Origin of the sequence: Nonomuraea sp. NPDC052634 (assembly GCF_040678535.1) — a bacterium.
GTDB classification, from domain to species: Bacteria; Actinomycetota; Actinomycetes; order Streptosporangiales; family Streptosporangiaceae; genus Nonomuraea; species Nonomuraea fastidiosa.
This window is the reverse complement of record NZ_JBFATY010000001.1, coordinates 973604-996356: the sequence shown is the minus strand read 5'-3', so window position 1 is coordinate 996356 and position 22753 is coordinate 973604. Positions and strand designations below refer to the sequence as shown.

Below are 22753 nucleotides of genomic sequence, written 5' to 3'. Positions count from 1 at the left end.
CCAAACGTTACGGGATCCGCGTACCGAACAAGACCGCGGCGCCCGCCACCAGCAGCCCGGCCACGAGCGCGGCCACGATGAACCACTGCGTGATCTCCTGGTTGACCAGTTTGTAGCCGAGCGAGGTGCCGATCTGCTCGTAGACCTCGCGCAGCTCGCTACCGGACTCGGCGGTGTACGCCCGTCCGCTGGTGCCGTCGGCGAGCGCCTGCAGCGTCTGCTTGTTGACCGGCACGTTGACCGGGCGGCCGTCGATGTTGACCGTGCCCTCCTGGGTGCCGTACGCGATCGTGGAGACCGGCACGCCGGCCTGCGCGGCCGCCTCGATGGCCTCGCTGACCGAGCGGCCCGAGGTGTTGTCGCCGTCGGACAGCAGCACGATCGCGGCCGGCGGCGGGTCGGTCGCGGCCTGCTGGTCGAACGAGCGCACCGACTCCAGCGAGTTGAACACGGCCTCGCCGATGGCGGTGCCGGGCCGCGTGGTGAGGTTGCCGAGCGCGGTGATCACGGCCTGGTGGTCGGTGGTGGGGGAGACGATCACGTTGGCCGAGCGGGCGAAGGAGACCACGCCCACGTTGAAGCGGTCGGGCAGCTCCTGCGCGAACGCCTGCGCGGCGGCCTTGGCGGCGCTGATGCGGTCGGGCTGCACGTCGTCGGCGTCCATGGACAGCGAGATGTCCAGGGCGATGATGATGGTGGCGCGGTCGCGGGGGACGCGTACCTGGTCGGCGGGCTTGGCGGCGCCGATCACCAGCAGCGACATCATGACGAGGAACAGCGCGGGCGCCACGTGGCGGCGCCAGCCGGGCCCTGCGGGGGCGACGAGGTCGAGCAGGGCCAGATTGGTGAAGCGCACCGTGTAGCGGCGGCGCGCGAACATGGCCGCCACGTAGCCCGCCACGAGCAGCAGCACCAGCACGAACAACCACAGCCAGCCGGGGGCGAGAAACGTCATGCGGTCGGTCTCCTGTGGGCGAGGTGGCTCATGCGGCGCTGGCGCAACACGAACTGCGCGACGTCGAACACCCAGTCGCGGTCGGTGCGCAGCACCAGGTGGGCGACGCCGGCGCGGCGCAGGGCCAGGCGGGTGCCCTCGCGCTGCAGGGCCGCCGCCTCCGCGTACGCCTGCCGGATTTTCGGCGAAAGGTGCACTTCGCGTACGTTCCCGGTCTCGGGGTCGGCGAACGCGACCCGGCCCACGTCCGGCAGCTCCAGCTCGCGCGGGTCGATGACCTCGACGGCCAGCACCTGATGGCGGGCCGCCAGCCGCCGGATCGGGCGCTCCCACGGCCGCTCGGCGTCGGGGTCGAGATCGGGACTCGCGTCGAGGAAGTCGGAGACGATCAGCCGCATGCCGCGGCGGCGGCGCGTGGCGTTCAGGATGTCGATGCCCTCGGCGAGGTCCGGCGGGTCGGGCACCACGCGGCCGCGCGGCGCGTCCATGAGGGAGTGCAGCAGGCCGTAGAGCGCGGGGCGGCCGGTGCGGGCGGGCATGCGGTGGACGTACTCGTCGTGGATGACGAGCGCGCCGAAGCGGTCGCCCATGCGGCTGGACAGGAACCCGATCGCGCCGACCGCCGCGACCACCAGGTCGCGCTTGTCGGTGTCGGCGGTGCCGAAGTCCATGCTGGGCGACAGGTCGGCCAGTGCCCAGGTCTCCAGCTCGCGGTCCGCGATCAGGTCGCGTACGTGGGGGATGGTCGTGCGGGCGGTCACCGCCCAGTCCATGCGGCGCACGTCGTCCTCGCCCGGCACGTAGACCCGGCTGTCGCCGGACTCGCTGCCGGTGCCCGGCAGCAGGCCCTGGTGCGCGCCGTGCAGCAGGCCGTCGAGCCGGCGGGTGACCGTCAGCTCGAGCCGCCGCAGCGCCTGTTCGGCAGTGGTGCTCAACGGTTCTGGTTCCAGACGACGAGGGGAGGGGGCACGGCGTGCAGGATCTGCTTGACGACGTCCTCGGGATCGACCCCGTCGGCCAGGGCGTCGAAGGTGAGCATCAGCCGGTGTGCCATCACGTCCACGGCGACGTCGCGTACGTCGTCGGGCAGCAGGTAGTCGCGCCCGCGCAGCAGCGCGAGCGCCCGCCCCGCCGACACCAGCCCGAGCGTCGCGCGCGGGCTGACCCCGACCTCGATCGTGTCGCTGAGGTCGGGCAGGCCGTACTCGGCCGGGCTGCGAGTGGACATCACCAGCCGCACGACGTAGTCGGCGACGAGCTGGTGCACCGAGACCTGCTCGGCCGCCTTCTGCAGCTCCAGCAGCTTGGGCGGGTCGAGCACGCGCTCGGGCACGGGCGGTGTGACGCTCATGCGGTGCAGGATCTCCAGCTCCTCGTGGGCGCTGGGATGGGGGACGCGCACCCGGAAGAGGAACCGGTCGCGCTGCACCTCGGGCAGCGGGTAGACGCCCTCGGACTCGATCGGGTTCTGTGTGGCCAGCACGATGAACGGCTTGGGCAGCGGATGGGTGACGCCCGCGAGCGTGACCTGGCGCTCGGCCATCACCTCCAGCAGCGCCGACTGCACCTTGGCGGGGGCGCGGTTGATCTCGTCGGCCAGCAGGAAGTTCACGAAGACCGGGCCGAGCTCGACATCGAACTTCTCGTTGGAAGGGTGGTAGACGCGGGTGCCGACGATGTCGCTCGGCACGAGGTCGGGAGTGAACTGGATCCGGGCGAACGTGCCGCCCACGACGGTGGCCAGGGTGGAGGCGGCGAGGGTCTTGGCGACCCCCGGCACCCCTTCGAGCAGGCAGTGCCCGCGCGCCAGCAGCGCCACGACGAGGCGTTCGACCATGTGGTCCTGGCCGACGATGACACGCCGGACCTCGTCGAGACTCTGACGCAGCAATGCCGCGTCGTTTCCGCCTGGCAACTCTTCGGCGACGCTCATGACGCCCATTCCACCAAACGCGCCGCAAACTCGCACGACGCCACGTCTGTGCTTACATGGCAAACGTGGCAAGTCCCCTGCAGTACGGCGACCCACCCCGGCTGGGGCCCTACGTGGTGCAGGCGCGCCTGCACAGCGCGCCCGCCGGCTTCGTGTACCTCGGCCAGGGCCCCGACGGGCGCGCCGTTTCGCTGGCGGTGCTCACCCGGGGCGCCGCCTACGACGCCGCGGCCCGCGACCGGTTCGTCACCGCCATCAAGGAGGCGGGCGGCCGGGAGCGGTCGGGCGTGCGCGGCTGGCTCACCCGTCCCGCCAGGCCGCGTACCGGCGGCGCCGTGCTCGAGGGCATGCCCGAGGTGCTCATGTACGACGGCGGGCGGGCGCCGTGGGTGGCGGTGCCGTACCAGCCGGGGCGGCCGGGCGCCGAACGGTTCCTGGAGCCGGTCATGGTGGGCGGGACGCTCATCGGGCAGGCGCACGGGCCGGACTTCGTGCCGTACTGGCTGACCGACCGCGCCCCCGCGCTGCCCGGCCCGCCGCGCCCCCGGCGGCCGCTGACCGAGACCCGCAAGCGCGTGCTGCTCGCCGCGCTCGCCGTGATCATCCTTCTGCTGCTCGTGGTGGCGATCCTGCTCATGCTGGTGTTCGGGCGGCAGGACAGCCAGCCGCAGCCGCGCCAGCTCCCGCCGACGGTGTTCGTGCCCACGCCGCCGCCGACGCCCGAGACGCCCAACCCGCAGCCCTCGCCGTCCGAGTCGCCGTCGCCGTCGGAGAGCGGGCAGCGCACACCCGGCCGCTCACCCGGCGAGGACCCGGGTGACGAGGCCCCGCTGTGACCGGGCGGCGGAAAAACCGTTTGAGCCTCACGTAACGTGAGGGTTTAGCGTCCGGGGCCATGGAGTTCATCGTTCACGACACCCTCACGCCCATCGCGTCCCTGCTGGAGCAGCCGCTGGAGCGCAGGCCGGACGCGCTGCGGGAGATCCTGGAGCCGATGCGCGCGCAGATCCCGATGCCGGGCGACATCGTCGACATCCACCACCAGGGCGGCGGCTTCCGCGTCGACGCCGACGACCCGCGCTACCTGCCCGCCGTGCGCCGCATGATCGAGCAGGACGTGCTCGGCCAGGTGAAGCACGAGCTGGAACGCGCCTCGCAGGCGCTCGGCGACGCCAAGCAGCCCGGCAAGCTGGACGTCTACCTCATCATGGGCGACCCCGGCAACGAGCACCTGATGAAGACGTCCGGCGGCTACTACGGCATGGGCGCCGGCACCAGCTACATCTACCTGCTGGCCTGGCCGTCCGACGAGGTCATCGGGCGGATCTCGCACCTCGCGGTGCACGAGTTCCACCACCACGTGCGCTTCTCCAACGTGGAGTGGAACCCGGTCGCCGTGACCGTGGGCGAGCACGTGGTCGCCGAAGGGCTGGCCGAGGCGTTCGTCCGCGAGCAGTCGGGGCCCGAGGCCATGGGTCCGTGGTCGTCCATGGTGACCGGGGAGGCGTTCGAGGGCGCCTTCGCGAAGATCATGGCCGACTTCGACCTGCAGGGGATGCAGAACACGCCCGCGTACGTGCTGGGCGACACCATCGCGCGCCGCTTCGGCGGCGAGCCGCGCGGCATCCCCGACATGGCCGGGTACGCGGTGGGCCTCCACCTCGTCGACCAGGCCCTGGCCGCCACGGGGATGAGCGCCGCGGAGGCGACCGTCGTACCGGCCGCCGAGCTGCTGCGGCGCGGCGGCGTACGCAAGTGATCCGGGCGCCGCGCCGCACGCTTCCGGCGCGGCGCCCGATCAGCCGGGGGAGACGCCAGCCGGGGGAGACGCCAGCCGGGGGAGCTGTCAGGCGGGAGACGTCAGCCGGGGGAGACGAAGCCCGACTCGTACGCGGCGATCACGGCCTGGGTGCGGTCGCGCGCACCCAGCTTGGTCAGCACGTTGCCCACGTGCGTCTTGACGGTCTCCTGGCTGACCACCAGTGCGGCGGCGATCTCCTGGTTGGACAGGCCCTTGGTCATCAGCCGCAGCACGTCGCCCTCACGCTCGGTCAGCCGGTCGATGCCCGGCACCCGCTCCGGCGAGCCCGCCCGTGACCGGCGGCCGGCCAGGGCGCGGATCGCGGCGGGGAACAGCAGCGAGTCGCCCGCCGCCACCAGGCGCACCGCCTGGACGAGATCGTCCGGCTTCGTGCGCTTGAGCAGGAAGCCGCTGGCGCCCGCGCGCAGCGCGTCGTAGACGTAGTCGTCGTTCTCGAACGTCGTCACCACCAGCACCTTGGGCGGCTGGTCCAGGGCCAGCAGCCGCTCCGTGGCTCGGATGCCGTCCACGGCGGGCATGCGGACGTCCATCAGCACGACGTCGGGCCGCTCGCGGCGGACCACGGTCAGCGCCTCCGCGCCGTCGGCGGCCTCGCCCACCACGGTCAGGTCGGGCTCGGAGTCGATGATGATGCGCAGGCCGGCGCGGATGAGGTCCTCGTCGTCGGCGATCACGACACGCAGTGTCATGGACTCGACCGTAGCGGCAGGCGGGCGGCCACGCGCCAGCCGGTTTCCGTGGGACCGGCCTCCAGGTCGCCGCGCAGCAGCCTGACCCGCTCCCGCATCCCCGCCAGGCCCCGTCCGCCGCTCAGCCCGCCGCTCTGGATGCCGTCGCCGCGCCGCCCGTCGCACGGGTTCACGACCTCCACGCGCAGGTCGCCGCCGTGCACGGCGGCGGTCAGGCGGATGGGGCCGTGGGCGCCGTGCTTGATGGCGTTGGTGAGGGCCTCCTGAACGATCCGGTACGCCTCGCGGGACACCACGGCCGGCACCTCCGACAGGTCGCCCACCTGCTGGTCCACGGAAGCGCCCGAGGTGGTGATGAGGTCGCCGAGGTCGTCCAGAGTCGCCTGCGGCGCTCTGCCGGACCGGTCGTCAGGGCGCCCGGCCGGGCCGTCGCTCGCGTTCCCGGCCGTACGGGGGCTGTCGCTGGTGTCCCAATCCGTACGGGTGCCGCCGCTCGGGTCCCCGGCCGTACGGGGGCTGTCGCTCGGGTCCCCGGCCGTACGGGGGCTGTCGCTCGGGTCCCCGGCCGTAGGGCGCCCGTCGCTCGGGTCCCCGGCCGTTCGCGGCGCGGCGTCGTCGTCTCTGAGCAGGCCGAGGACGTGGTCGAGATCGGCGAGGGCGGCGCGGGCCGACTGCTCGATGGCGGCCAGCGCGCTGCGCGCCGTCTGGGGCGCGCCGTCGGAGCCGCGGTCGAGGACCCGCCCCGCCGCCGCGGCCTGCAGGGTGACGACGCTGAGCGCGTGGCCGACGGAGTCGTGCAGCTCACGGGCCAGGCGGTTGCGCTCGGCCAGCGCGCGGGCGTGCTCCTCGGCGGCGGCCAGCCGTTCGGCCGGCGTGGGGCCGAGCAGGACGGGCGCGAGCCTGGCCAGCAGCGCACCGGCTCCGGCCGCCAGCGCGACCAGCCCGGCCAGCAACGCCACTCCGGCCAGCGCCCACAGGAACGCGTTCCAGCCCGGCGCGATCTCCAGCCCCATCGTCTGCGTGGGCGGGCCGGTGAAGAACACCACGACCGTGAAGATCGTGAACGGCACGATCGCCAGCGTGCAGCCGCTGACCACGCCGCCGACGCCCAGGTGGAGCGTGAACCAGGCGGCGGTGCGCCGCCGCTCCTGCCAGGACCGGCCCGGCTGCCGGGGCGGGGTGAGCACGCGGGCTCCGAGCAGGCCCTGCGCCGCGCTCACCTCAAGCCCGCGTATCGGCAGGAACAGCCCGGTCACCGCCACGACGGGCAGCATCGCGAAGAACACGCCGACCTGCGCGGGCAGCAGCAGCAGGTTGGCCGTCCTGCCGCTCCCCAGGCCCGCGATCAGGCTGCCGACCATCATGTACGGCATCAGCAGCGCTCCGCCCAGGATCAGGCACGACCACCGGCGGGCCAGGTTCCGTATCACCTATGGGATTGTATGCCGTCGAATTCACCGCGTTTATGCCGATGAATGCGCGGCCGGTGACGTATTTCCCCTTTTCCGGTGGCGTGGCGCTCCAGGCGGTTTCGCTCGCGTGGAAAGGCGGCCTGACCTGGCTTGATCCGCTTTATCGGGACCTGATCAAGGGTGCGTCGCCGTGCTCGGTCGGCGAATTCTCCGCCGGTCGCCGATTTGCATCGATGGCCGACGATCCGAGGCGGCGCGTTCGTCATCGGCGTGCTGGACGGCCGGTCGAGCCCCCCGCGCGGACCGGCTGATCGCCTCGCTGCGCTGGGCGCCAAGACCACCCGGAGCCGCTCATCCAAGGACGTCGTCTGCCGAGGCTCCGCGTTCGGTAATCGGTTCGCCGGGCGGGCGTGTCCGCCTTCGGCCGGGGTAGGCGGCCCCGTACTCGAAGGAGGACAGACATGACGAAGACGGCTCCGGAGAAGATGGCCGAGACGGACGTCATCGACCTGCTGGTGGCCCAGCACGGCGTGATCAGGGACCTGTTCGACGAGGTCGAGCAGGCCCCCGCCGGGCAGCGGGGCGAGGCGTTCACCCGCCTGGTGCGCATGCTCGCCGTGCACGAGACCGCCGAAGAGGAGATCGTCCACCCCTACGCCCGGGGCAAGATCGACGGCGGTGACGGCGTCGTCGAGGATCGGCTGGCCGAGGAGAACCAGGCCAAGCAGCTCCTCTCGCTCATGGACGAGGCCGGACCCGACGCGCCCGACTTCATGGAGAACCTGCTGATGCTGCGCGGCGCCGTCGAGGCGCACGCCCGCGCCGAGGAACGCTACGAGTTCAACAAGCTCATCGCCCAGACCACCGAGGCCGAGCGGCGCAGCATGGCCGCAGGCGTCAAGGCGGCCGAGGCCATGGCGCCCACCCACCCGCACCCCGGCACCGAGTCGGCCACCAAGAACGTGCTGATGGGCACGCCGATGGCGATGATGGACCGCGTCCGCGACGTCATCCGCAGGGCCATGGGCAAGAACCCCTGACCATGACGGACCCCAAGGGAATCGGGCTGCCCGGCACGATCCTCGGGATCGGGCTGGGCGGCTTCGTCGACGGCATCCTGCTGCACCAGCTGCTGCAGTGGCACCACATGCTCAGCAGCCGCTACCCGGTCGACACCGTGCCCGGGCTGCGGATGAACACGGTGTGGGACGGGTTGTTCCACACCGTGACCTGGCTGGCCGTGCTCATCGGGCTCGGCCTGCTCTACTCCCGGGTGACCGCCTCGCGCGGCCGGGTGTGGCGCTCGCGGACGCTGTGGGGCTGGATCCTGTCCGGCTGGGGGCTGTTCAACCTGGTCGAGGGCGTCATCGACCACCACCTGCTCGGCGTGCACCACGTCCGTACGGGGCCGGGACAGCTCTGGTGGGACCTCGGGTTCCTGGTGCTCGGAGTCGTGCTGCTGGCCGCCGGGTGGGGGCTGCGCCGCGGCGGCGACGCGCTCGACCTGTGCCGCGACGCCGAGCCCGCACCGCGATGAGCCACGGGCACCACGACCACGTCACGGCGCTGCCGGTCGTCGCCGTGCTGCTCGTGGCCGCCGCGTACCTGATCACGGCGGCCCGGCCCGGCCCCAGGAAGTGGAGCCGGTGGCGCTCCGCTGCGTTTCTATCCGGACTGGCGCTGCTCGCCGCCGGTCTGACCGGGCCCGTCGCCGCGCTGGCCGCGACCGACTTCCGCGGCCACATGCTGCAGCACCTGCTCATCGGCATGCTGGCGCCGCTCGGCCTGGTGCTGGGCGCGCCGATGACGCTGCTGCTGCGCACGCTGCCGGCCGCCCGCGCCCGCCGCCTGGCCGCGCTGCTGCGCTCGCGCGCCGTCCACGCGGTCGCGAACCCCGTCGTCGCGCTGCTGCTCAGCGTCGGCGGGATGGTGATCTTGTACAGCACCCCGCTCTACCGGCACAGCACCGCCGACCCCGTGCTGCACGGGGCCGTCCACGTGCACTTCCTGCTGGCCGGGTGCCTGTTCGCCTGGGTGATCGCCGGGCCCGACCCGGCTCCCCGGCGGCCGTCCGTGCCTGCCCGGCTGGTCGTGCTGGGCGTGGCGATCGCCGTACACGCCGGGCTGTCCCAGCTCATGTACGCCGGCGTCGGCGTGGACCTGCCCGTACCCGCCGAGGAGCGGCGCGGCGCGGCCGAGATCATGTACTACGGCGGGGACCTGGGCGAGCTCCTTCTCGCCCTGGCCCTGGCGAGCTCCTGGCGCCCCCGCCGCCGCGTCACCGCTCCCGATGACGCTTGCGCACCCTCACGGCCCCTCGCATCCTCCTGACCCGGCCGCTCGCGGACGCCGGCGGCGGAACGCCCCACATCACAGGTTCATTGCAGTATGCAAGGTTCTCTTGGTCTCCTTGATCAGTCCGGCTGGAATGTCAGTCGTCGTCAGGATGTCGAGCATGGCGCGAAGCGGGGAGTACACGGGGGCGTGTCCTGGGTGCCGCTCTTGGGCCGCCGAGGAGATGAGGCATGGGTCTATCCCGGGAAGAGCGTCGGGCACTGGAGGAACTGGAGAAACGGTTAGCGCTCGATGAGCCCGAGCTGGACGCGCTGCTCTCCGGGAAGGCCGGTCACCACCGGCGGCGCGGGTCGGCCATGCATGTCTGGCTCATGCTGATGCTGCTCACCTGCGCGATCGTCATGATGGGGATCGTGCTGCTGATCACGACGGGGGAGCGGGAGTGTCCGGGGGTGCCGTTCAGCTCCTGTGAGAGGGCGCCCGCGCGGCAGGAGGGGTAGCGGCGGTACAACTGTGGACATGGGTGACATGTCCTCAAACGTGGGGACACACGTCGCCGGCCAGGATGACGACCTGTCGGCCGTCGTCACGGCCGTGCTGAGCGGGTCCCGGCTGCTCGTCGCCGTCGCCGCGAGGTCGCTCGGCGCGGTCGAGGACCGCATCACGCTGCCGCAGTTCCGGATGATGGTGCTGCTGGCCGGGCACGGCGAGACCAAGCTCGTCACCATGGCCGAGCTGCTCGGCGTCAACTCCTCCACCGCCATGCGCATGGCCGACCGCCTGGCGGCCGCCGGGCTGGTCGTCCGCGAGGTCAACCCGCAGAACCGGCGCGAGAGCCTGATGCGGCTCACCGGCGAGGGCCGGCGCATCGTCGACCAGGTGATGGAGCGCCGCCGCGCCGACATCGGCGCCATCGTCGCCCGCATGCCGGCCGAGCAGCGCCGCGCGCTCGTCTCCGCCATGAACGCCTTCAACGCGGCGGGCGGCGAGTCACCGGACGCCGCGCCCCGCCCGCTCGGCCTGCAAGACGTCTGACCTGCGGGGCTCTCCGCCGTCGCCCGCCGTCTCGCCGCCGGACCGGTGGGGTGGTCAGGTGGGAAGCCGCTTCAGCGCCCTGCCGTCACCCGGCCGCCCCTGTGCCCGCCCTCGCGGCAGGCCGTCAGCCCCACCGGCAAGCGGGTTCAGGCGGCCGGACGGGTGCGCGGAGGCGGTTCGTGCGGCGGGGTGGTTGGCGTCAGGCCGTCGGGTCGGGGAAGCTCTCCGGGGTCGTCAGGCCCGTGCTCTCCAGCAGGCGCTGGTGGTTCAGCACCGCCTCGTTGCACTGCTCGGCGAAGCGGCGGACCAGCGTGTTCTGGGTGCTGCCGCGCACCTTGCCGATCAGGCCGAAGACCTGGCCGTGCGCCAGGCGCAGCCATTTGACGTACGTGGCGTCGTACGAGGAGCCGGTGCTGCCGGAGATGTCGCTCATCCAGCGCTGCTGCTGCTCGGTGGGCTTCACCGGCAACTTGACCTCCAGCTTCGATGCCACCTCGCGGACCTGCTCGTCCAGCGTGTGGTGCTGGCTCGCGATGGTCTCGCTGACCTGCCTGACCTTGGCCGATGTGGCGCGCTGCACGGCGTCCTGGGCCATCGGCATCTCCCACAGGCCGGCGAGGCGCACCTTGCGGATGAGGTCCCGGTCGAGCTCCGACAGCGGCCCCCACTTCGTCTGCCAGGTCCCGGTGTCCTCTTCCTCCTCCGCGGGCGGCGCGGATTCGGAGGGCTCCGCTGCGGGAAACGGTGTTTCGCTCGCCAGTTCGGCGAGTGCGGCCGTGTCGGCGGTGGGCGTCGGCGTGTAGCCGGCGCACGCCGTCAGCGGCCAGAGCGCGGCGATGCCGCAGACGATGAGTACGCGTCGGGGTCCCATGATCATCGTCCCCTTCCCCGGCCTGAGACGGCCGTCATGGTGAGGTACGCCGCCGGAGGCGGGGCCGTTCATGGCACTGTGCGAAGTCGTATGGGAGCTCGTGGTCCCCGGGTGCACCGGCGTCCAAGCCCGACGAGCTCGTTTCCTCCTAAGGTGCCGGGCATGACGGAACTCGATGTGAACCGGCCCGAGATGGCCGGACTCGGCCGGCAGGCCGTGGACGCGCTGGCCGACTGGCTCGATGCGCTGGAGAAGTCGCCCGCCAGCGACTACACGCCGGCGGAGTACCTGGCGGAACGCCTGCGCCGCCCGCCGGCCGCCGGGCCGGGCGACTTCGGCGAGCTGGTGGAGACGTTCCTGCGCGCCGCCGGGCAGGGCGTCAACACGGCGGGTCCCGGCTACCTCGCCTACTTCCCCGCGGGCGGGCTGTACTCGGCCGCGCTCGCCGAGCTGCTGGCCAACGCCGTCAACCGGTACACGGGCCTGGCGCAGATGGCGCCCGCGCTGGTCGCGATGGAGCACGGCGTGCTCACCTGGCTGTGCGAGCGCTTCGGGCTGCCGCCGGGCGCGGGCGGCATCACCACCAGCGGCGGATCGACGGCCACCCTGTCGGCGGTGCTCGCCGCCCGCCAGAGCCGCCTCGGCGACGACCTGACCGGCGGCACCCTGTACGTCACCGCGCACACCCACCACTGCGTGGCCAAGGCCGCCCGCATCTGCGGCCTGCCCGCCGGCGCCGTGCGCCAGGTGCCGATGACCGGCGACCTGCGCATGGACGTGCGCGCCGCCGCCGAGCTGATCGCCGCCGACCGGGCCGCGGGGCTGCGGCCGTTCCTGCTGGCCGGGACCGCGGGCACCACCGGCACCGGCACCATCGACCCCCTGCCCGAGCTGGCCGGGCTCGCCGCCCGTGAGGGGCTGTGGTTCCACGTGGACGCGGCCTACGGCGGCGGCTTCCAGCTCACCGAGCGCGGCCGGCCGCTGCTCGCCGGCATCGAACGCGCCGACTCCATCGCCATCGACCCGCACAAGAGCATGTTTCTGCCGTACGGCACCGGCGTGCTGCTCGTCCGCGACCCGGCCGCGCTGCACGCCGCGCACGCCGACGGCGGCGACTACCTCCAGGACCTCGCCGCGATGGACGGCCTGCCCGACTTCGCGAACCTCGGCGTCGAGCTGACCAGGGAGTTCCGGGGGCTGCGGCTGTGGCTGCCGCTGCACCTGCACGGCGTGGACGCCTTCGCCCGCGAGCTGGAGGAGAAGCTCGACCTGGCCGCCGTGGTGCACCGGGAGCTGGCCGCCGATCCCCGCTTCGCGGTGCCGTGGCGGCCGGATCTGACCGTGGTGGTGTTCCGGCTGCGCGAGGGCGACGACGAGCGCAACCGCCGCCTGCTCAAGGAGATCAACGACACCCGGCAGATCTACCTGAGCAGCACGAACGTTCAGGGGCGGCTCTACCTGCGGCTGTGCGTGCTCAGCTTCCGTACGCACGCCCGCCACGTCGAGCGCGCACTCGACATCATCAGGGCTGCGGCCGACGCCGTGACGGCAGTGTGATCGTCAATTTTCGGGGTAGCCACGAAAGTTTCACGGCCTTCGTGGGGGACGATTCCGCAGCTTGCTGCGGGTCTGTGGTCAAGTGGGCTTCACAACGAGCAAGAGGCCGTTGACAGACACCGGAAGCGAGTCCGATACTTTCGCCAGCTTCCCGATATTTTCGGAAAGCGACTCGCTCTCACCCATCGTCGATCCGGGGCCCTTGAGGCCATGGGGCGCGTACCCGCGCGCCCGCATTCCCGCCGCCATCACGCGAGGAGGAAGCACCCCATGAACGGCGCACCCCCCTATCCACCGGGCCGCAGGCGCCGGTGGCGATTCGCCGCCCGCGCGTTAGCCGTCATCGCGGCCCTGGGCGTCGCGATGCTCCCCAGCGTCGCCCACGCCGCCGTCACCACCAACCAGACCGGCAACCACGGCGGCTACTTCTACTCCTTCTGGACCGACGCTCAGGGCACGGTCTCCATGGAACTCGGCTCGGGCGGTAACTACAGCACCTCCTGGCGCAACACCGGCAACTTCGTCGCCGGGAAGGGCTGGGCCACCGGCGGGCGCAGGACCGTGACGTACTCCGGCAGCTTCAACCCGTCGGGCAACGCCTACCTGACGCTGTACGGCTGGACCAGGAACCCGCTCATCGAGTACTACATCGTCGACAACTGGGGCACCTACCGGCCCACCGGGACGTACAAGGGCACCGTGACCACGGACGGCGGGACGTACGACATCTACCAGACCACCCGCTACAACGCCCCGTCCATCGAGGGCACCCGCACCTTCGACCAGTTCTGGAGCGTCAGGCAGCAGCGGCGCACGGGCGGCACCATCACCGCCGGCAACCACTTCGACGCCTGGGCCCGCGCCGGCATGCATCTGGGCAGCCACGACTACCAGATCCTCGCCACCGAGGGCTACCAGAGCAGCGGCAGCTCCAACATCACCATCGGCACCGGCGGCGGTGACAACGGCGGTGGCGACGACGGCGGCGGTGACAACGGCGGTGGCGGCTGCACCGCGACCCTCTCCGCCGGCCAGCAGTGGAGCGACCGCTACAACCTGAACGTCTCGGTCAGCGGCTCCAACAACTGGACCGTCACGATGAACGTGCCGTCCCCGGCGCGGATCATCGCCACCTGGAACATCAGCGCCACCTACCCGAGCTCCCAGGTGTTGCAAGCGAGACCCAACGGCAACGGCAACAACTGGGGGGTGACGATCCAGCACAACGGCAACTGGACCTGGCCCACCGTCTCCTGCAGCGCGGGCTAGCCTTCTCCCCCTCCTGAGAACCCTGTGGCGCGGCGGTCGCGAAACACCGCCGCGCCACAGCGCTGCCCGCCCCGCCACGGCGCTCCGCTACAGCGCCCCCGCCCTATCACGGCGCTCTGCTATGGCGCTCTGCCACGGCGCCTGCCGGGCCCCGCCCTGCTACGGCGCCGCTCGCCACGCCATGGCGCCCGCTCGCCGCAGCGCTGCCTGCCCGCCTCCGCGTTGCCCTTCTCGCCGCGCTCGCCGCGGCACCGCCCGCTACGCCATGGCGCCCGCCCGCCTCTGTGCTGCTCGCTCTGCGCCGCGCTGCTCGGACCTGCCACGGTGCCCTGCTGGGGTGCCGCTTGCTACGCCATGACGCTCGCTCGTCGCAGCGTCGCCTGCCCGTTCCGCCACGGCGCCGCTCGCCTTGCCGCATTGCCCTCCTCGCCACGCTCGCCAGGGCTGGCCAGGGTTGGCCAGGGCTGGCACGCCACGGTGCTGCCCGCCCCGTCAGGACGCGGGGCCGACGCGGCGGGCGGCCACGATGGGGGCGCGGGACCGGCGTGGCGAGGCGGCCGCGATGGTGGTGCGGGGTCAGCGGGGCGGGCCGGCTGCGATCGTGCGGCGGGCGTCGGCGACGCCGCCGCGCCACCAGCCCATCGCCTCCACCCACCAGGTCATCCCGGCCGCCGCGTACCCCTCGACGAGCCCGTCCGCCGCCCGGCCCTCCAGCGCGATGTCGAACCCGTCCAGCGACCCCCGCTCCTCACCCAGGAAGTCGACCACCCGCGCGAACTCGTCCACCGGCACCGGCGGAAGATCGTGGCCGTAGTCGCGGAACGTCGGCATCGCGCCGTCCCAGCGGGCCGCGCGGCGGAAACCGGCCTTGGTGGGCCAGCGCCCTGGACACCAGATCGGGATGCGCGGCCGCTGCACGGGCGTCGGCGGCAGCCGCTCCCACAGCCGGGTCAGCTCGTCGAGGCCCTGGTCGAGCTTGGCCGCGCGGACCTTCAGATCGGGGTCCTCGCCGAAGTCGGCGTACTCGGAGTCCAGCGACCCCAGCCCCGCGCCGAACACCAGCCTGCCGCCGGACAGCCGGTCGAGCGAGGCGGTCTCCTTGGCCACCGTCTGCACCCGCCGCCGGGGGAGCGCGGTCATCAGGATGCCGAGCCGGACCCGGCTCGTACGCGCGGCGATCGCCGACAGCGTCACCACCGGGTTCGCGACCGGCCAGCTCGGGTCGTGGTAGAGCAGATGGTCCCAGAGATAGACCGCGTCCCAGCCGTGTTCCTCGGCGGCGACGCCGAGCTCGGTCAGCAGCGTGGGGTCTCCGAACTCGCCGACGTTCGGCAGTCCGACAGCGAAGCGCACCATGAGCCAAGGCTATGCCCGCGACCGCCGTCACAGCGGCTCTCGCCGGTGTGGCGCTCTGCCGCGAGCGTCGCGCCGACCGGCCTCCTCGGCTGGAAATCACCGCAACCGACTGGCAAACGTCCCTTGACCTGCATATTTCACGATACATCGTAAGCAGAGCTAATATTTCGGGCATGAGTGCGGACGAGGATCTGCCCGGTGCGTTCGCCGGCGTGCTGCTCGGCCTCAACCGGCTGATCCGGCGCCGCCTGCGACAGGGCCTGACCGGGCCGCGGCTGCGCGGCGCCCAGGTCGAGCTGCTGCGCCTGGTCGCCGACAACCCCGGCATCAGCGTCTCGGCCGCGGCCAGGGAGCTCTACCTGGCGGGCAACTCGGTCTCCACGCTGGTCAACCAGCTCAGCGGGGCCGGGCTGATCGGTCGCGAGGTGCGCAGGGACGACCGCAGATCCGCCAGGCTGCTGCCCACGCCGGAGGGCGAGGCGCGGCTGCGGGCCTGGCAGGAACGCCGCACCGCGCTCGTACGCGAGCACCTGGCACGGCTCGGCGAAGAGGACCTGGCCGCACTGGAGGCCGCACTCCCGGCCATGCGCCGCCTGGCCGAGAGCCTGCAGGAGGAGGTGACGGCGTGATGACGGACGCCGACGGCGTACGAGACCATGCCACGGGGACCGCCCACGACGGCCCCGCCCACGACGGCCCCGCCCACGACGGCCCCGCCCACGGCGGCGGGCACTGTGGCAGACACAGTGGCAGACACAGTGGCAGACACAGTGGCGGGCACTGTGGCAGACACAGTGGCGGGCTGGACGGCGAGGTGAGCCGCTACGGCGGGCGGGACGGCGGAGCGGGGCACGGCGGCGCGCCGGAGAGCGGGGCCGATGCGGAGGCGGCGGCGGTCTCGTGTACGGGGCTGCGCTACTCCTTCGGCGAGTCCACCGCCGTGGACGGCCTCGACCTGACCGTACGCTCCGGCGAGGTGTTCGGCCTGCTCGGCCCCAACGGCGCGGGCAAGACCACCGCCATCAGGTGCATCACGACGCTGCTTCCCGTGCCCAAGGGCATGGCGCGGGTGTTCGGCCTCGACGTGGCCGCCGACAGGATGCGGGTGCGCCGCCTGCTCGGCTACGTCCCCCAGCAGCTCTCTGCCGACTCGGGGCTGACCGGCAGGGAGAACGTCTCGCTCTTCGCCCGCGTCTTCGACGTGCCGAGGCGCGAGCGGCGCGCCCGCGTCGACCAGGCGCTCGAGGCGGTCGGGCTCGCCGACGCCGCCGACCGGCTGGCGAAGACGTACTCGGGCGGCATGGTGCGCCGCCTGGAGCTGGCCCAGGCGCTGGTCAGCGCGCCGCGCCTGCTCATACTCGACGAGCCCACGATCGGGCTCGACCCCATCGCGCGCACGGTGGTGTGGGAGCACATCATGGCCGTGCGCGCCGCGACCGGGATGACCGTCCTGGTCACCACCCACTACATGGACGAGGCCGACCAGTACTGCGACCGGGTGGCGCTCATGCACAAGGGCCGGGTACGCGCGTCCGGGACGCCGCGCGAGCTGACCGACGACCTGCGCGCCCGGCGCGGCGGCGGCCCGGCGCCGACCCTGGAGGACGTCTTCCGCGACGTCGCCGGCAGCGGTCTCAACGAGGAGGGAGGGGAGTTCCGCGATGTCCGCCGTACCCGCACCACCGCCTCCCGCGTCGGCTGACGGCTCGCTCGCCGCGCCGCTAGCCGCCCCGCCGAAGGACCGGCCCGCCTGGCGGGTGGTCCCGGCCAGGCTGGCCGCGATGTGCGTGGTCGAGCTGCAGAAGCTGCGCCACGACCGTACGGAGCTCTACACCCGCGCCGTCCAGCCCGCGCTGTGGCTGCTGGTCTTCGGCGAGACGTTCACCCGCATCAACGTGATCCCGACCGGCGGCATCCCCTACCGCGACTACCTCGCGCCGGGGATCATCGCGCAGTCCACGATGTTCATCGCCATCTTCTACGGCATCCACATCATCTGGGAGCGCGACTCGGGCGTGCTGACCAAGCTGCTGGTCACGCCGACGCCGCGGGCGGCGCTGGTGGCGGGCAAGGCGTTCGCGGCCGGGGTGAAGGCCATCGTGCAGGCCGCCGTGGTGGTGGTCATCGCCGCGCTGCTGGGCGTGCACCTGGGCTGGCATCCGCTGCGCCTGCTCGGGGTGGTGGTGACGGTGCTGCTCGGGTCGGCGTTCTTCGCCTGCCTGTCGGTGACGATCGCCGGGATCGTCCGCACCCGGGACCGGTTGATGGGCTTCGGGCAGGCCATCACGATGCCGTTGTTCTTCGCCTCCAACGCGCTCTACCCGACGACCACGATGCCGGACTGGCTGCAGGTGGTCAGTGCGGTCAACCCGCTCAGCTACGAGGTGGACGCGCTGCGCGGGCTGCTGCTCGGCGTACCGGCGCACCTGCCGCTGGACTTCGCGGTGCTCGCGGTGGCCGCCGCGGCGGGGATCACGGCCGCGGCCGCGCTGCTCGGCCGCCTGGCCCGTTAGAGCCGGTCCGTTGCAGCAGGTCGCAGCTCGTTTAACCCGATCTTCCCCGGGAAGCCGCCGCCCATGATGGACTACGTGCTCCCGCTGCGCTGGGAGGACGACCGCGGCCTCGGCGAGCTCACCGCCTACCTGCGGGCGCTGGCCCGCCACGTACGGGAGATCATCGTCGTGGACGGCTCGCCGCCCCCGCTGTACGAGCGGCACGCCGCCGCCTGGCGCGGCCTGGTCACGCACGCCCGCCCGGACCCCGGCCTGCGCTGCGCCAACGGCAAGGTGGCCGGCGTGCTCACCGGCATGCGGCTGGCCCGCGCCCGGCACGTGGTCATCGCTGACGACGACGTACGCCACGACGGGGACACGCTCGCCAGGATCGACGCGCTGCTGGAGACCGCCGAGCTGGTACGCCCGCAGAACCACTTCACCGAGCTGCCCTGGCACGCCCGCTGGGACACCGCCCGCACCCTGCTGAACCGCAGCGCCGGCGCCGACTACCCCGGCACGTTCGGCGTGCGCCGCGCCTTCTTCGAGCGCATGGGCGGCTACGACGGCGACGTGCTGTTCGAGAACCTGGAGCTCATCCGCACGGTGCGCGCCCACGGCGGCAGGGAGCTGCGCCCGCTCGACCTGTACGTGCCGCGCCTGCCGCCCGACGCGGCCCGCTTCTGGAACCAGCGGGTCCGCCAGGCCTACGACGACCTGGCGCAACCGGCCCGGCTGGCGCTGTTCCTGCCGGTGCTGCCCGCGCTGGCCTGGTGCCTGTGGCGGCGCCGGTACGCACCGCCGCTGGCCGGAGCCGCGCTGGCGGTCGCGCTGGCCGAGGCGGGGCGGCGGCGGGCGGGCGGCAGGCGTGTCTTTCCCGCCACGTCGGCGCTGTTCGCGCCCGTGTGGGTGCTGGAGCGGGCCACCTGCTGCTGGCTCGCCGCCGGTGCCGCGCTGCGGGGCGGCGTTCCGTACGCGGGGCGCAGGCTGCGGCGGGCCGCCCACTCCCTGCGGTGGCTGCGGCGGGCGGCGCGCTCGCAGGCGGAACGTACCTCTGCGGAGCGACATCAGTCCGGCGGGTCCGGCTCGCTCGGCGCGCGGAAGCCGGCCACCTTGTGCGAGCCGTCGCAGAACGGCTTGACCGCCGAGCGCCCGCACCGGCACAGCGCCACCGTCGAGCGTCCGGCGGGGATCGGCACGCCGTCCTGAGTGACCAGCCGGAACGGCCCTCTGACCAGCAGCGGCCCGTCCTCGCACGGCGTCACGGTCACCACATCGTCCATGCCGTCCCCGTCTTCCCGGTGTTGCGACATCCCACTTCAGTGCCCGAGAGGCGGGGCGGTATGCCGGAATGATCCGTGACCTGTGGGGTAGCACTGCCGTGTGACCACACGTGAGCAGCGCGTGACCAGAGTGGGGGAGCGGCGATGACGACCGGCTTCGACCCGGCCGCCTATGGGCGCGGCATCGCCGACATCTACGACCTCACGGTGGCGAACCTGCCCACCGAGGCCACCGTCGAGCAGCTGTGCCTGCTCGCCGAGGGCGGGCCGATCCTGGAGTTCGGCATCGGGACGGGCCGGCTGGCCGTGCCGATCGCCGCACGCGGGCACGAGGTGGCCGGCATCGACGGCTCGCCCGAGATGGTGGAGCTCCTGCGCGCCAAGCCGGGCGGCGAGCGCATCCCGGTGGCGGTGGGCGACTTCTCCACCACCCGGGTCGAGGGCTCGTTCTCGCTGGTGGCGCTGACCACCAACACCATCTACGCGCTGCCCTCGCAGGACGCGCAGGTCGCCTGTTTCCGCAACGCGGCCGCGCACCTGCGGCCCGGCGGCAGGTTCGTGGTGGAGGCGTGGGTGCCCGACCTCGCGGCCTTCCGCAGGGGCGGCGCGCTGCGGCTGCTCGCGCTGAACGAGGACGTCGTGCTCGCCGAGGCGGCCCGCATCTCGCCCGCCGAGCAGCTCATGGCCACCACCAAGGTACGGCTGACCAACGGCGGCGTACGCCTGCTGCCCGCCAACCACCGCTACGCCTGGCCCTGCGAGCTCGACCTGATGGCGCGGCTGGCCGGCATGGAGCGCGAGTACCGCTGGGCCGACTGGAACAGGACGCCGTTCACCGACACCAGCACCGAGCACGTGTCGGTCTACCGCCTGCCCGGCTGAGGCTCAGGAGGGCCGGGACAGCGACGAGTCGCCGCGTTCCCACCGCGCCATCACGTACGCCGCCCACAACCGCTCCAGCTCCACCGCGCACGCCGCGCCGAACACGATGTCGCCCGCCAGGTGCGGCTCGTCGGCGGCCAGCACCGCGCACAGGTCGTGCGCCGCGACCTGCTCGTGCACGGCGTCGGCCTGCACGTGCTCGTCGTAGAAGCGCGTGCTCACGGCGTCGCCGCCGAGCCGGCGCAGCCCCCGCGCGTAGCGGCGGTTGGGCAGCGACGAGGTCATCTCCAAGGCGGCCAGGTGCCCGGCCAGCGCGCCGCGCAGCCGCCGGTGCAGGCCGAACAGCGACATGGCGTTGGAGATGGCCAGCGTGACGCCGGGGACGTGGTCGAGGTAGGCGCCGTAGGAGTCGTCGAGGCCGAGGCCGCGCATGGTGGCGCGGAACAGCTCGGAGTGCATGCGCTCGGCGCGGCCGCCGCCGTACTCGTCGGCCTGGATCTCCACCAGCGCCGCCTTCGGCCCGCCCGCCAGGCGGGGGATCGCCCACGTGTGCGGGTCGGCCTCCTTGAGGTGGTAGATCGAGCGGTGGACGACGAACTCGCGGAAGTGCTCTCGGCCGGCCCGCTGCGCCAGGAACCGCGAGACCGACGGCCCGCTGTCGTCGGCCGTGAGGGCGACCAGTGTGCGCCGCACGTCGCCCGGCCCGTTCACGCGCGGCCGGGGCACGGCGCGCGCGAGGAGCTTCTCGAAGTGCCGCTCCAGCACCGCCCTGCCGGCCAGCAGCGACGGCTCCCACTCCCAGCGCTCGTCGACGCCGGAGAAACCCCGGTAGTGCAGCTCGTAGCAGGTGAACAGGGCGAGCTGGAAGTCGCCGTCGCCCAGGTCCGCGCCGGTCACGTCGAGGTGCAGCGCCCGCCCGTCAGGGGGCGCGGCCAGGCGGCGGAACAGCAGCGCGGTGACGGGTCCGCGCGGCGCGGGCAGCCCCGGCGAGAGCCCGCCCGGCGTGTCCTGGACGGTCCTGCCGTGTCCACCGATGGCGTCGACCGCTGTCACGAAGCACCCCCTCTTACCGGCTCCAAGTCGTTTCCCCCGCGCTGACCAGGCAAACCGCCGGTATGACTCACCCCTGGCGGGGTAGTGGAGGCACGGCGGGAAAGGTCCTCGCCGGTCGTACGGGGAGGTGATGTCCCTGATGACCCGCGAAATGGAGCGGCATCCCGACATCATCGGCATGCGTGAGAAGTACGACGTGGCCGCGGCCAAACCGGCCTTTCAGGTGGCGGACGGGCTGACCATGCTGGCCGGGCTGTTCCTGGCCCTGTCTCCATGGATCGTCGGCTTCTCCGGCATCACGTCGCTGACCGTCAGCAATCTGGTGACGGGGCTCGCTGTGACGCTGCTGGCGGCGGGGTTCAGCTCCGCGTACGGGCGGACGCACGGAATCGCGTGGATCGTGCCCGTCATCGGTGTGTGGACCATCCTCGCGCCCTGGCTGATCAGGGGGGAGGCGGACACGCCGGCCACGATCACCACCAACGTGATCGTCGGCGCGATCATTCTCATCCTCGGCCTGGTGGCGCTCGGCATGAGCATGACGAGGAGGCGATGAGACCAGGGCCGGCCCTCGAGACCGGCCCTTCTCACGCCTTCACCCGCCTCCCGCGCCTGCTCCGTCTCGCGCCATCCGCCCCTCTCACGCGCTCACCCACCCTCACTCGCGGGCCGGACGCGCAGCGCCAGCGCCACCACGGCGGCGTCACCCGGCACCCGCACGTCGCGCCCGGTCAGCTCCCTGAACCTGGCGAAGCGGTGCTGAACGGTGTTGCGATGGCAGTAGAGCGCCGCTGCCGTGTCGGCGATCGAGCCGTTGCCCGCGAGATGCACGCGTACGGTCTCCAGCAGCCGCTCCCGCTCCACCGCGCCGATCGACTCCAGCGGCCCCAGCACCCGCTCCGCCAGCTCCGCCGCCAGCTCGGGGCTGTGCGCGACGAACACCTCGAGCCACCGGTCCTCCAGCCGCATCGGCCCCGCAGGCGCCGCGCCGCCGGCCCGGATCGCGGCCGCGGCCAGACGCACCGCGTGCGGCACCCTGGCCAGACCCGCCACCCGCGGGGACACGCCGCACGCCACGCGCGCCAGCGCCTCCAGCACCAGCCGTTCCGGATCGGGCGCCCGATGGGGCAGTTGCACCACGAACATGTCGCCCGACGGCGACTCGTGACGGTGCGTACGCAGCCCGAGCCCGCTCATCCCGCTCGCCGCCACCCGCAGCGCCGCCCCCGCCGCCGGGGACGCCACCACCGCGACGAACGAGGCCGTCACGTCGAAGCCGAGCACCCGCCCAGCGTCGCGCACCACGTCGGGGTTGCGGCCGTCGTTGTCCAGCAGCCGCGCGAACCACGTGCGCCGCTCGTCCTCGCGCTGCCTGCCCATCTCCAGCACGGCCCGCTGATAGCCGGTCATCAGGCCGGTGTTGTGCTGCTCGACCGCCTCCCACACCAGGATGGCCCCTTCGAGCAGCGGCGGCAGGTCCTCCGGCGCGGCCAGCCGGACCAGGCCCAGCCAGAGCGCGCGGGCGTCCAGCCGGGCCGCCGCGAGCAGCGACTCCAGCGGCACGCCCTGCCCGGCCCGCCGCTCGCCCAGCCGCTCGGAGTGCGGCCGCAGCTCGGGCGGCACCCGGCCCTCGGCGAGGTGGCGCAGGATCAGCTCGAACCCGACCCTGGCGCCCTCCAGCACCTCCTCGCGGCTGACCAGGCCCCGCGCGTACGGCTCCATCGCCATCACTTGCTCGGCCCAGTCGTCGATGAGGTCTTCGTAACTCTCCAGACATCGCCGGGCGAGACGGACCAGCACGTCGTTGGTCATGTGCACAATCTAGCCGCGCATTTACGCACCGTCTCAC

At 72.8% G+C, this 22753-nt stretch carries 25 protein-coding genes and 1 pseudogene; 16 read left to right on the top strand and 10 right to left on the bottom strand.

Annotated elements, in window-relative coordinates; genetic code table 11:
- Positions 1 to 7: 7 nt before the first annotated feature.
- From AB0K67_RS04700 to AB0K67_RS04690, 3 genes are read right to left on the bottom strand one after another with little or no spacing between them, the layout of a single operon-like run.
- Entirely contained in the window at positions 8 to 955 is a 948-nt protein-coding gene (locus tag AB0K67_RS04700) for a VWA domain-containing protein (RefSeq protein WP_364052852.1), read from the bottom strand.
- Positions 952 to 1890: a DUF58 domain-containing protein gene (locus AB0K67_RS04695; RefSeq protein ID WP_364052849.1), complete on the bottom strand. Its 939-nt coding sequence runs from the start codon at positions 1888 to 1890 to the stop codon at positions 952 to 954. The genes AB0K67_RS04700 and AB0K67_RS04695 overlap by 4 nt, the downstream gene beginning before the upstream one ends.
- On the bottom strand, positions 1887 to 2888 hold the full coding sequence (locus AB0K67_RS04690; RefSeq protein WP_364052846.1) for an AAA family ATPase: 1002 nt from the start codon (positions 2886 to 2888) through the stop codon (positions 1887 to 1889). Before AB0K67_RS04690 ends, AB0K67_RS04695 begins: the two co-directional genes overlap by 4 nt.
- Positions 2889 to 2944: 56 nt before the next feature.
- On the opposite strand from AB0K67_RS04690, the gene AB0K67_RS04685 reads away from it, so the two are divergent.
- On the top strand, positions 2945 to 3724 hold the full coding sequence (locus tag AB0K67_RS04685; RefSeq protein ID WP_364052843.1) for a hypothetical protein: 780 nt from the start codon (positions 2945 to 2947) through the stop codon (positions 3722 to 3724).
- A 59-nt stretch (positions 3725 to 3783) separates the two neighbouring features.
- Complete coding sequence (locus AB0K67_RS04680) at positions 3784 to 4647, top strand: DUF2268 domain-containing putative Zn-dependent protease (RefSeq protein ID WP_364052840.1); 864 nt, start codon at positions 3784 to 3786, stop codon at positions 4645 to 4647.
- Positions 4648 to 4748: 101 nt separating this feature from the next.
- On the opposite strand, the gene AB0K67_RS04675 is transcribed toward AB0K67_RS04680, so the two are convergent.
- Positions 4749 to 5399, bottom strand: a complete 651-nt coding sequence (locus tag AB0K67_RS04675) for a response regulator transcription factor (RefSeq protein ID WP_364052837.1) — start codon at positions 5397 to 5399, stop codon at positions 4749 to 4751.
- Complete coding sequence (locus AB0K67_RS04670; RefSeq protein ID WP_364052834.1) at positions 5396 to 6829, bottom strand: histidine kinase; 1434 nt, start codon at positions 6827 to 6829, stop codon at positions 5396 to 5398. The genes AB0K67_RS04675 and AB0K67_RS04670 overlap by 4 nt, the downstream gene beginning before the upstream one ends.
- A 2-nt stretch (positions 6830 to 6831) precedes the next feature.
- Between AB0K67_RS04670 and AB0K67_RS04665 the strand changes: the two genes are divergently transcribed.
- The 6 genes from AB0K67_RS04665 (at position 6832) to AB0K67_RS04640 (ending at position 10141) form a co-directional block, all read left to right on the top strand.
- On the top strand, positions 6832 to 7122 hold the full coding sequence (locus AB0K67_RS04665) for a hypothetical protein (protein WP_364052831.1): 291 nt from the start codon (positions 6832 to 6834) through the stop codon (positions 7120 to 7122).
- A 150-nt stretch (positions 7123 to 7272) separates the two neighbouring features.
- Complete coding sequence (locus AB0K67_RS04660; protein ID WP_364052828.1) at positions 7273 to 7851, top strand: hemerythrin domain-containing protein; 579 nt, start codon at positions 7273 to 7275, stop codon at positions 7849 to 7851.
- A 2-nt stretch (positions 7852 to 7853) separates the two neighbouring features.
- A complete protein-coding gene (locus tag AB0K67_RS04655) occupies positions 7854 to 8348 on the top strand; it encodes a DUF2243 domain-containing protein (protein ID WP_364052825.1) in 495 nt (164 codons plus the stop codon).
- On the top strand, positions 8345 to 9142 hold the full coding sequence (locus tag AB0K67_RS04650; RefSeq protein WP_364052822.1) for a cytochrome c oxidase assembly protein: 798 nt from the start codon (positions 8345 to 8347) through the stop codon (positions 9140 to 9142). The genes AB0K67_RS04655 and AB0K67_RS04650 overlap by 4 nt, the downstream gene beginning before the upstream one ends.
- Before the next feature lie 194 nt (positions 9143 to 9336).
- Positions 9337 to 9606: a DUF3040 domain-containing protein gene (locus tag AB0K67_RS04645; protein WP_364052819.1), complete on the top strand. Its 270-nt coding sequence runs from the start codon at positions 9337 to 9339 to the stop codon at positions 9604 to 9606.
- Positions 9607 to 9646: 40 nt separating this feature from the next.
- Positions 9647 to 10141 (top strand): MarR family transcriptional regulator, encoded by a 495-nt coding sequence (locus AB0K67_RS04640; RefSeq protein WP_364052816.1) that lies wholly within the window; start codon positions 9647 to 9649, stop codon positions 10139 to 10141.
- Positions 10142 to 10340: 199 nt separating this feature from the next.
- Here the strand turns inward: AB0K67_RS04640 and AB0K67_RS04635 are convergent, their stop codons facing one another.
- Complete coding sequence (locus AB0K67_RS04635; RefSeq protein WP_364052813.1) at positions 10341 to 11012, bottom strand: DUF4142 domain-containing protein; 672 nt, start codon at positions 11010 to 11012, stop codon at positions 10341 to 10343.
- A 162-nt stretch (positions 11013 to 11174) separates the two neighbouring features.
- On the opposite strand from AB0K67_RS04635, the gene AB0K67_RS04630 reads away from it, so the two are divergent.
- Entirely contained in the window at positions 11175 to 12569 is a 1395-nt protein-coding gene (locus AB0K67_RS04630) for an aminotransferase class V-fold PLP-dependent enzyme (protein WP_364052810.1), read from the top strand.
- A 270-nt stretch (positions 12570 to 12839) separates the two neighbouring features.
- Positions 12840 to 13838 carry a glycoside hydrolase family 11 protein gene (locus AB0K67_RS04625; RefSeq protein ID WP_364052807.1) on the top strand — a complete coding sequence of 333 codons (999 nt, stop codon included), beginning with the start codon at positions 12840 to 12842 and terminating at the stop codon, positions 13836 to 13838.
- A 576-nt stretch (positions 13839 to 14414) separates the two neighbouring features.
- On the opposite strand, the gene AB0K67_RS04620 is transcribed toward AB0K67_RS04625, so the two are convergent.
- The gene (locus AB0K67_RS04620) at positions 14415 to 15194 is read right to left on the bottom strand and encodes an LLM class flavin-dependent oxidoreductase (RefSeq protein WP_364052804.1); all 780 of its coding nucleotides are present in this window, start codon (positions 15192 to 15194) and stop codon (positions 14415 to 14417) included.
- 173 nt (positions 15195 to 15367) lie between these two features.
- On the opposite strand from AB0K67_RS04620, the gene AB0K67_RS04615 reads away from it, so the two are divergent.
- The 4 genes from AB0K67_RS04615 (at position 15368) to AB0K67_RS04600 (ending at position 18895) form a co-directional block, all read left to right on the top strand.
- The gene (locus AB0K67_RS04615) at positions 15368 to 15823 is read left to right on the top strand and encodes a MarR family transcriptional regulator (protein WP_364052801.1); all 456 of its coding nucleotides are present in this window, start codon (positions 15368 to 15370) and stop codon (positions 15821 to 15823) included.
- A gap of 185 nt (positions 15824 to 16008) precedes the next feature.
- Positions 16009 to 16896: an ATP-binding cassette domain-containing protein gene (locus tag AB0K67_RS04610; protein WP_364052798.1), complete on the top strand. Its 888-nt coding sequence runs from the start codon at positions 16009 to 16011 to the stop codon at positions 16894 to 16896.
- On the top strand, positions 16856 to 17707 hold the full coding sequence (locus AB0K67_RS04605; RefSeq protein WP_364052795.1) for an ABC transporter permease: 852 nt from the start codon (positions 16856 to 16858) through the stop codon (positions 17705 to 17707). Before AB0K67_RS04610 ends, AB0K67_RS04605 begins: the two co-directional genes overlap by 41 nt.
- A gap of 63 nt (positions 17708 to 17770) precedes the next feature.
- Positions 17771 to 18895: a glycosyltransferase family 2 protein gene (locus AB0K67_RS04600; RefSeq protein ID WP_364052792.1), complete on the top strand. Its 1125-nt coding sequence runs from the start codon at positions 17771 to 17773 to the stop codon at positions 18893 to 18895.
- On the opposite strand, the pseudogene AB0K67_RS04595 reads toward AB0K67_RS04600, so the two are convergent.
- Positions 18859 to 18969: pseudogene (locus tag AB0K67_RS04595) on the bottom strand (hypothetical protein); the annotation flags it as partial. The gene AB0K67_RS04600 and the pseudogene AB0K67_RS04595 sit on opposite strands and share 37 nt — an antisense overlap.
- 144 nt (positions 18970 to 19113) lie before the next feature.
- Between AB0K67_RS04595 and AB0K67_RS04590 the strand changes: the two are divergent.
- Positions 19114 to 19851 carry a class I SAM-dependent methyltransferase gene (locus tag AB0K67_RS04590; RefSeq protein WP_364052789.1) on the top strand — a complete coding sequence of 246 codons (738 nt, stop codon included), beginning with the start codon at positions 19114 to 19116 and terminating at the stop codon, positions 19849 to 19851.
- A gap of 3 nt (positions 19852 to 19854) precedes the next feature.
- Here AB0K67_RS04590 and AB0K67_RS04585 read toward each other — a convergent pair whose 3' ends face one another.
- Entirely contained in the window at positions 19855 to 20904 is a 1050-nt protein-coding gene (locus tag AB0K67_RS04585) for an iron-containing redox enzyme family protein (RefSeq protein ID WP_364052786.1), read from the bottom strand.
- A gap of 139 nt (positions 20905 to 21043) precedes the next feature.
- Here AB0K67_RS04585 and AB0K67_RS04580 point away from each other — a divergent pair, with 139 nt between their 5' ends.
- Positions 21044 to 21460 (top strand): SPW repeat protein, encoded by a 417-nt coding sequence (locus AB0K67_RS04580; protein ID WP_364052783.1) that lies wholly within the window; start codon positions 21044 to 21046, stop codon positions 21458 to 21460.
- A 92-nt stretch (positions 21461 to 21552) separates the two neighbouring features.
- Here the strand turns inward: AB0K67_RS04580 and AB0K67_RS04575 are convergent, their stop codons facing one another.
- Positions 21553 to 22716: a helix-turn-helix domain-containing protein gene (locus AB0K67_RS04575; protein ID WP_364052780.1), complete on the bottom strand. Its 1164-nt coding sequence runs from the start codon at positions 22714 to 22716 to the stop codon at positions 21553 to 21555.
- Positions 22717 to 22753: the final 37 nt, after the last annotated feature.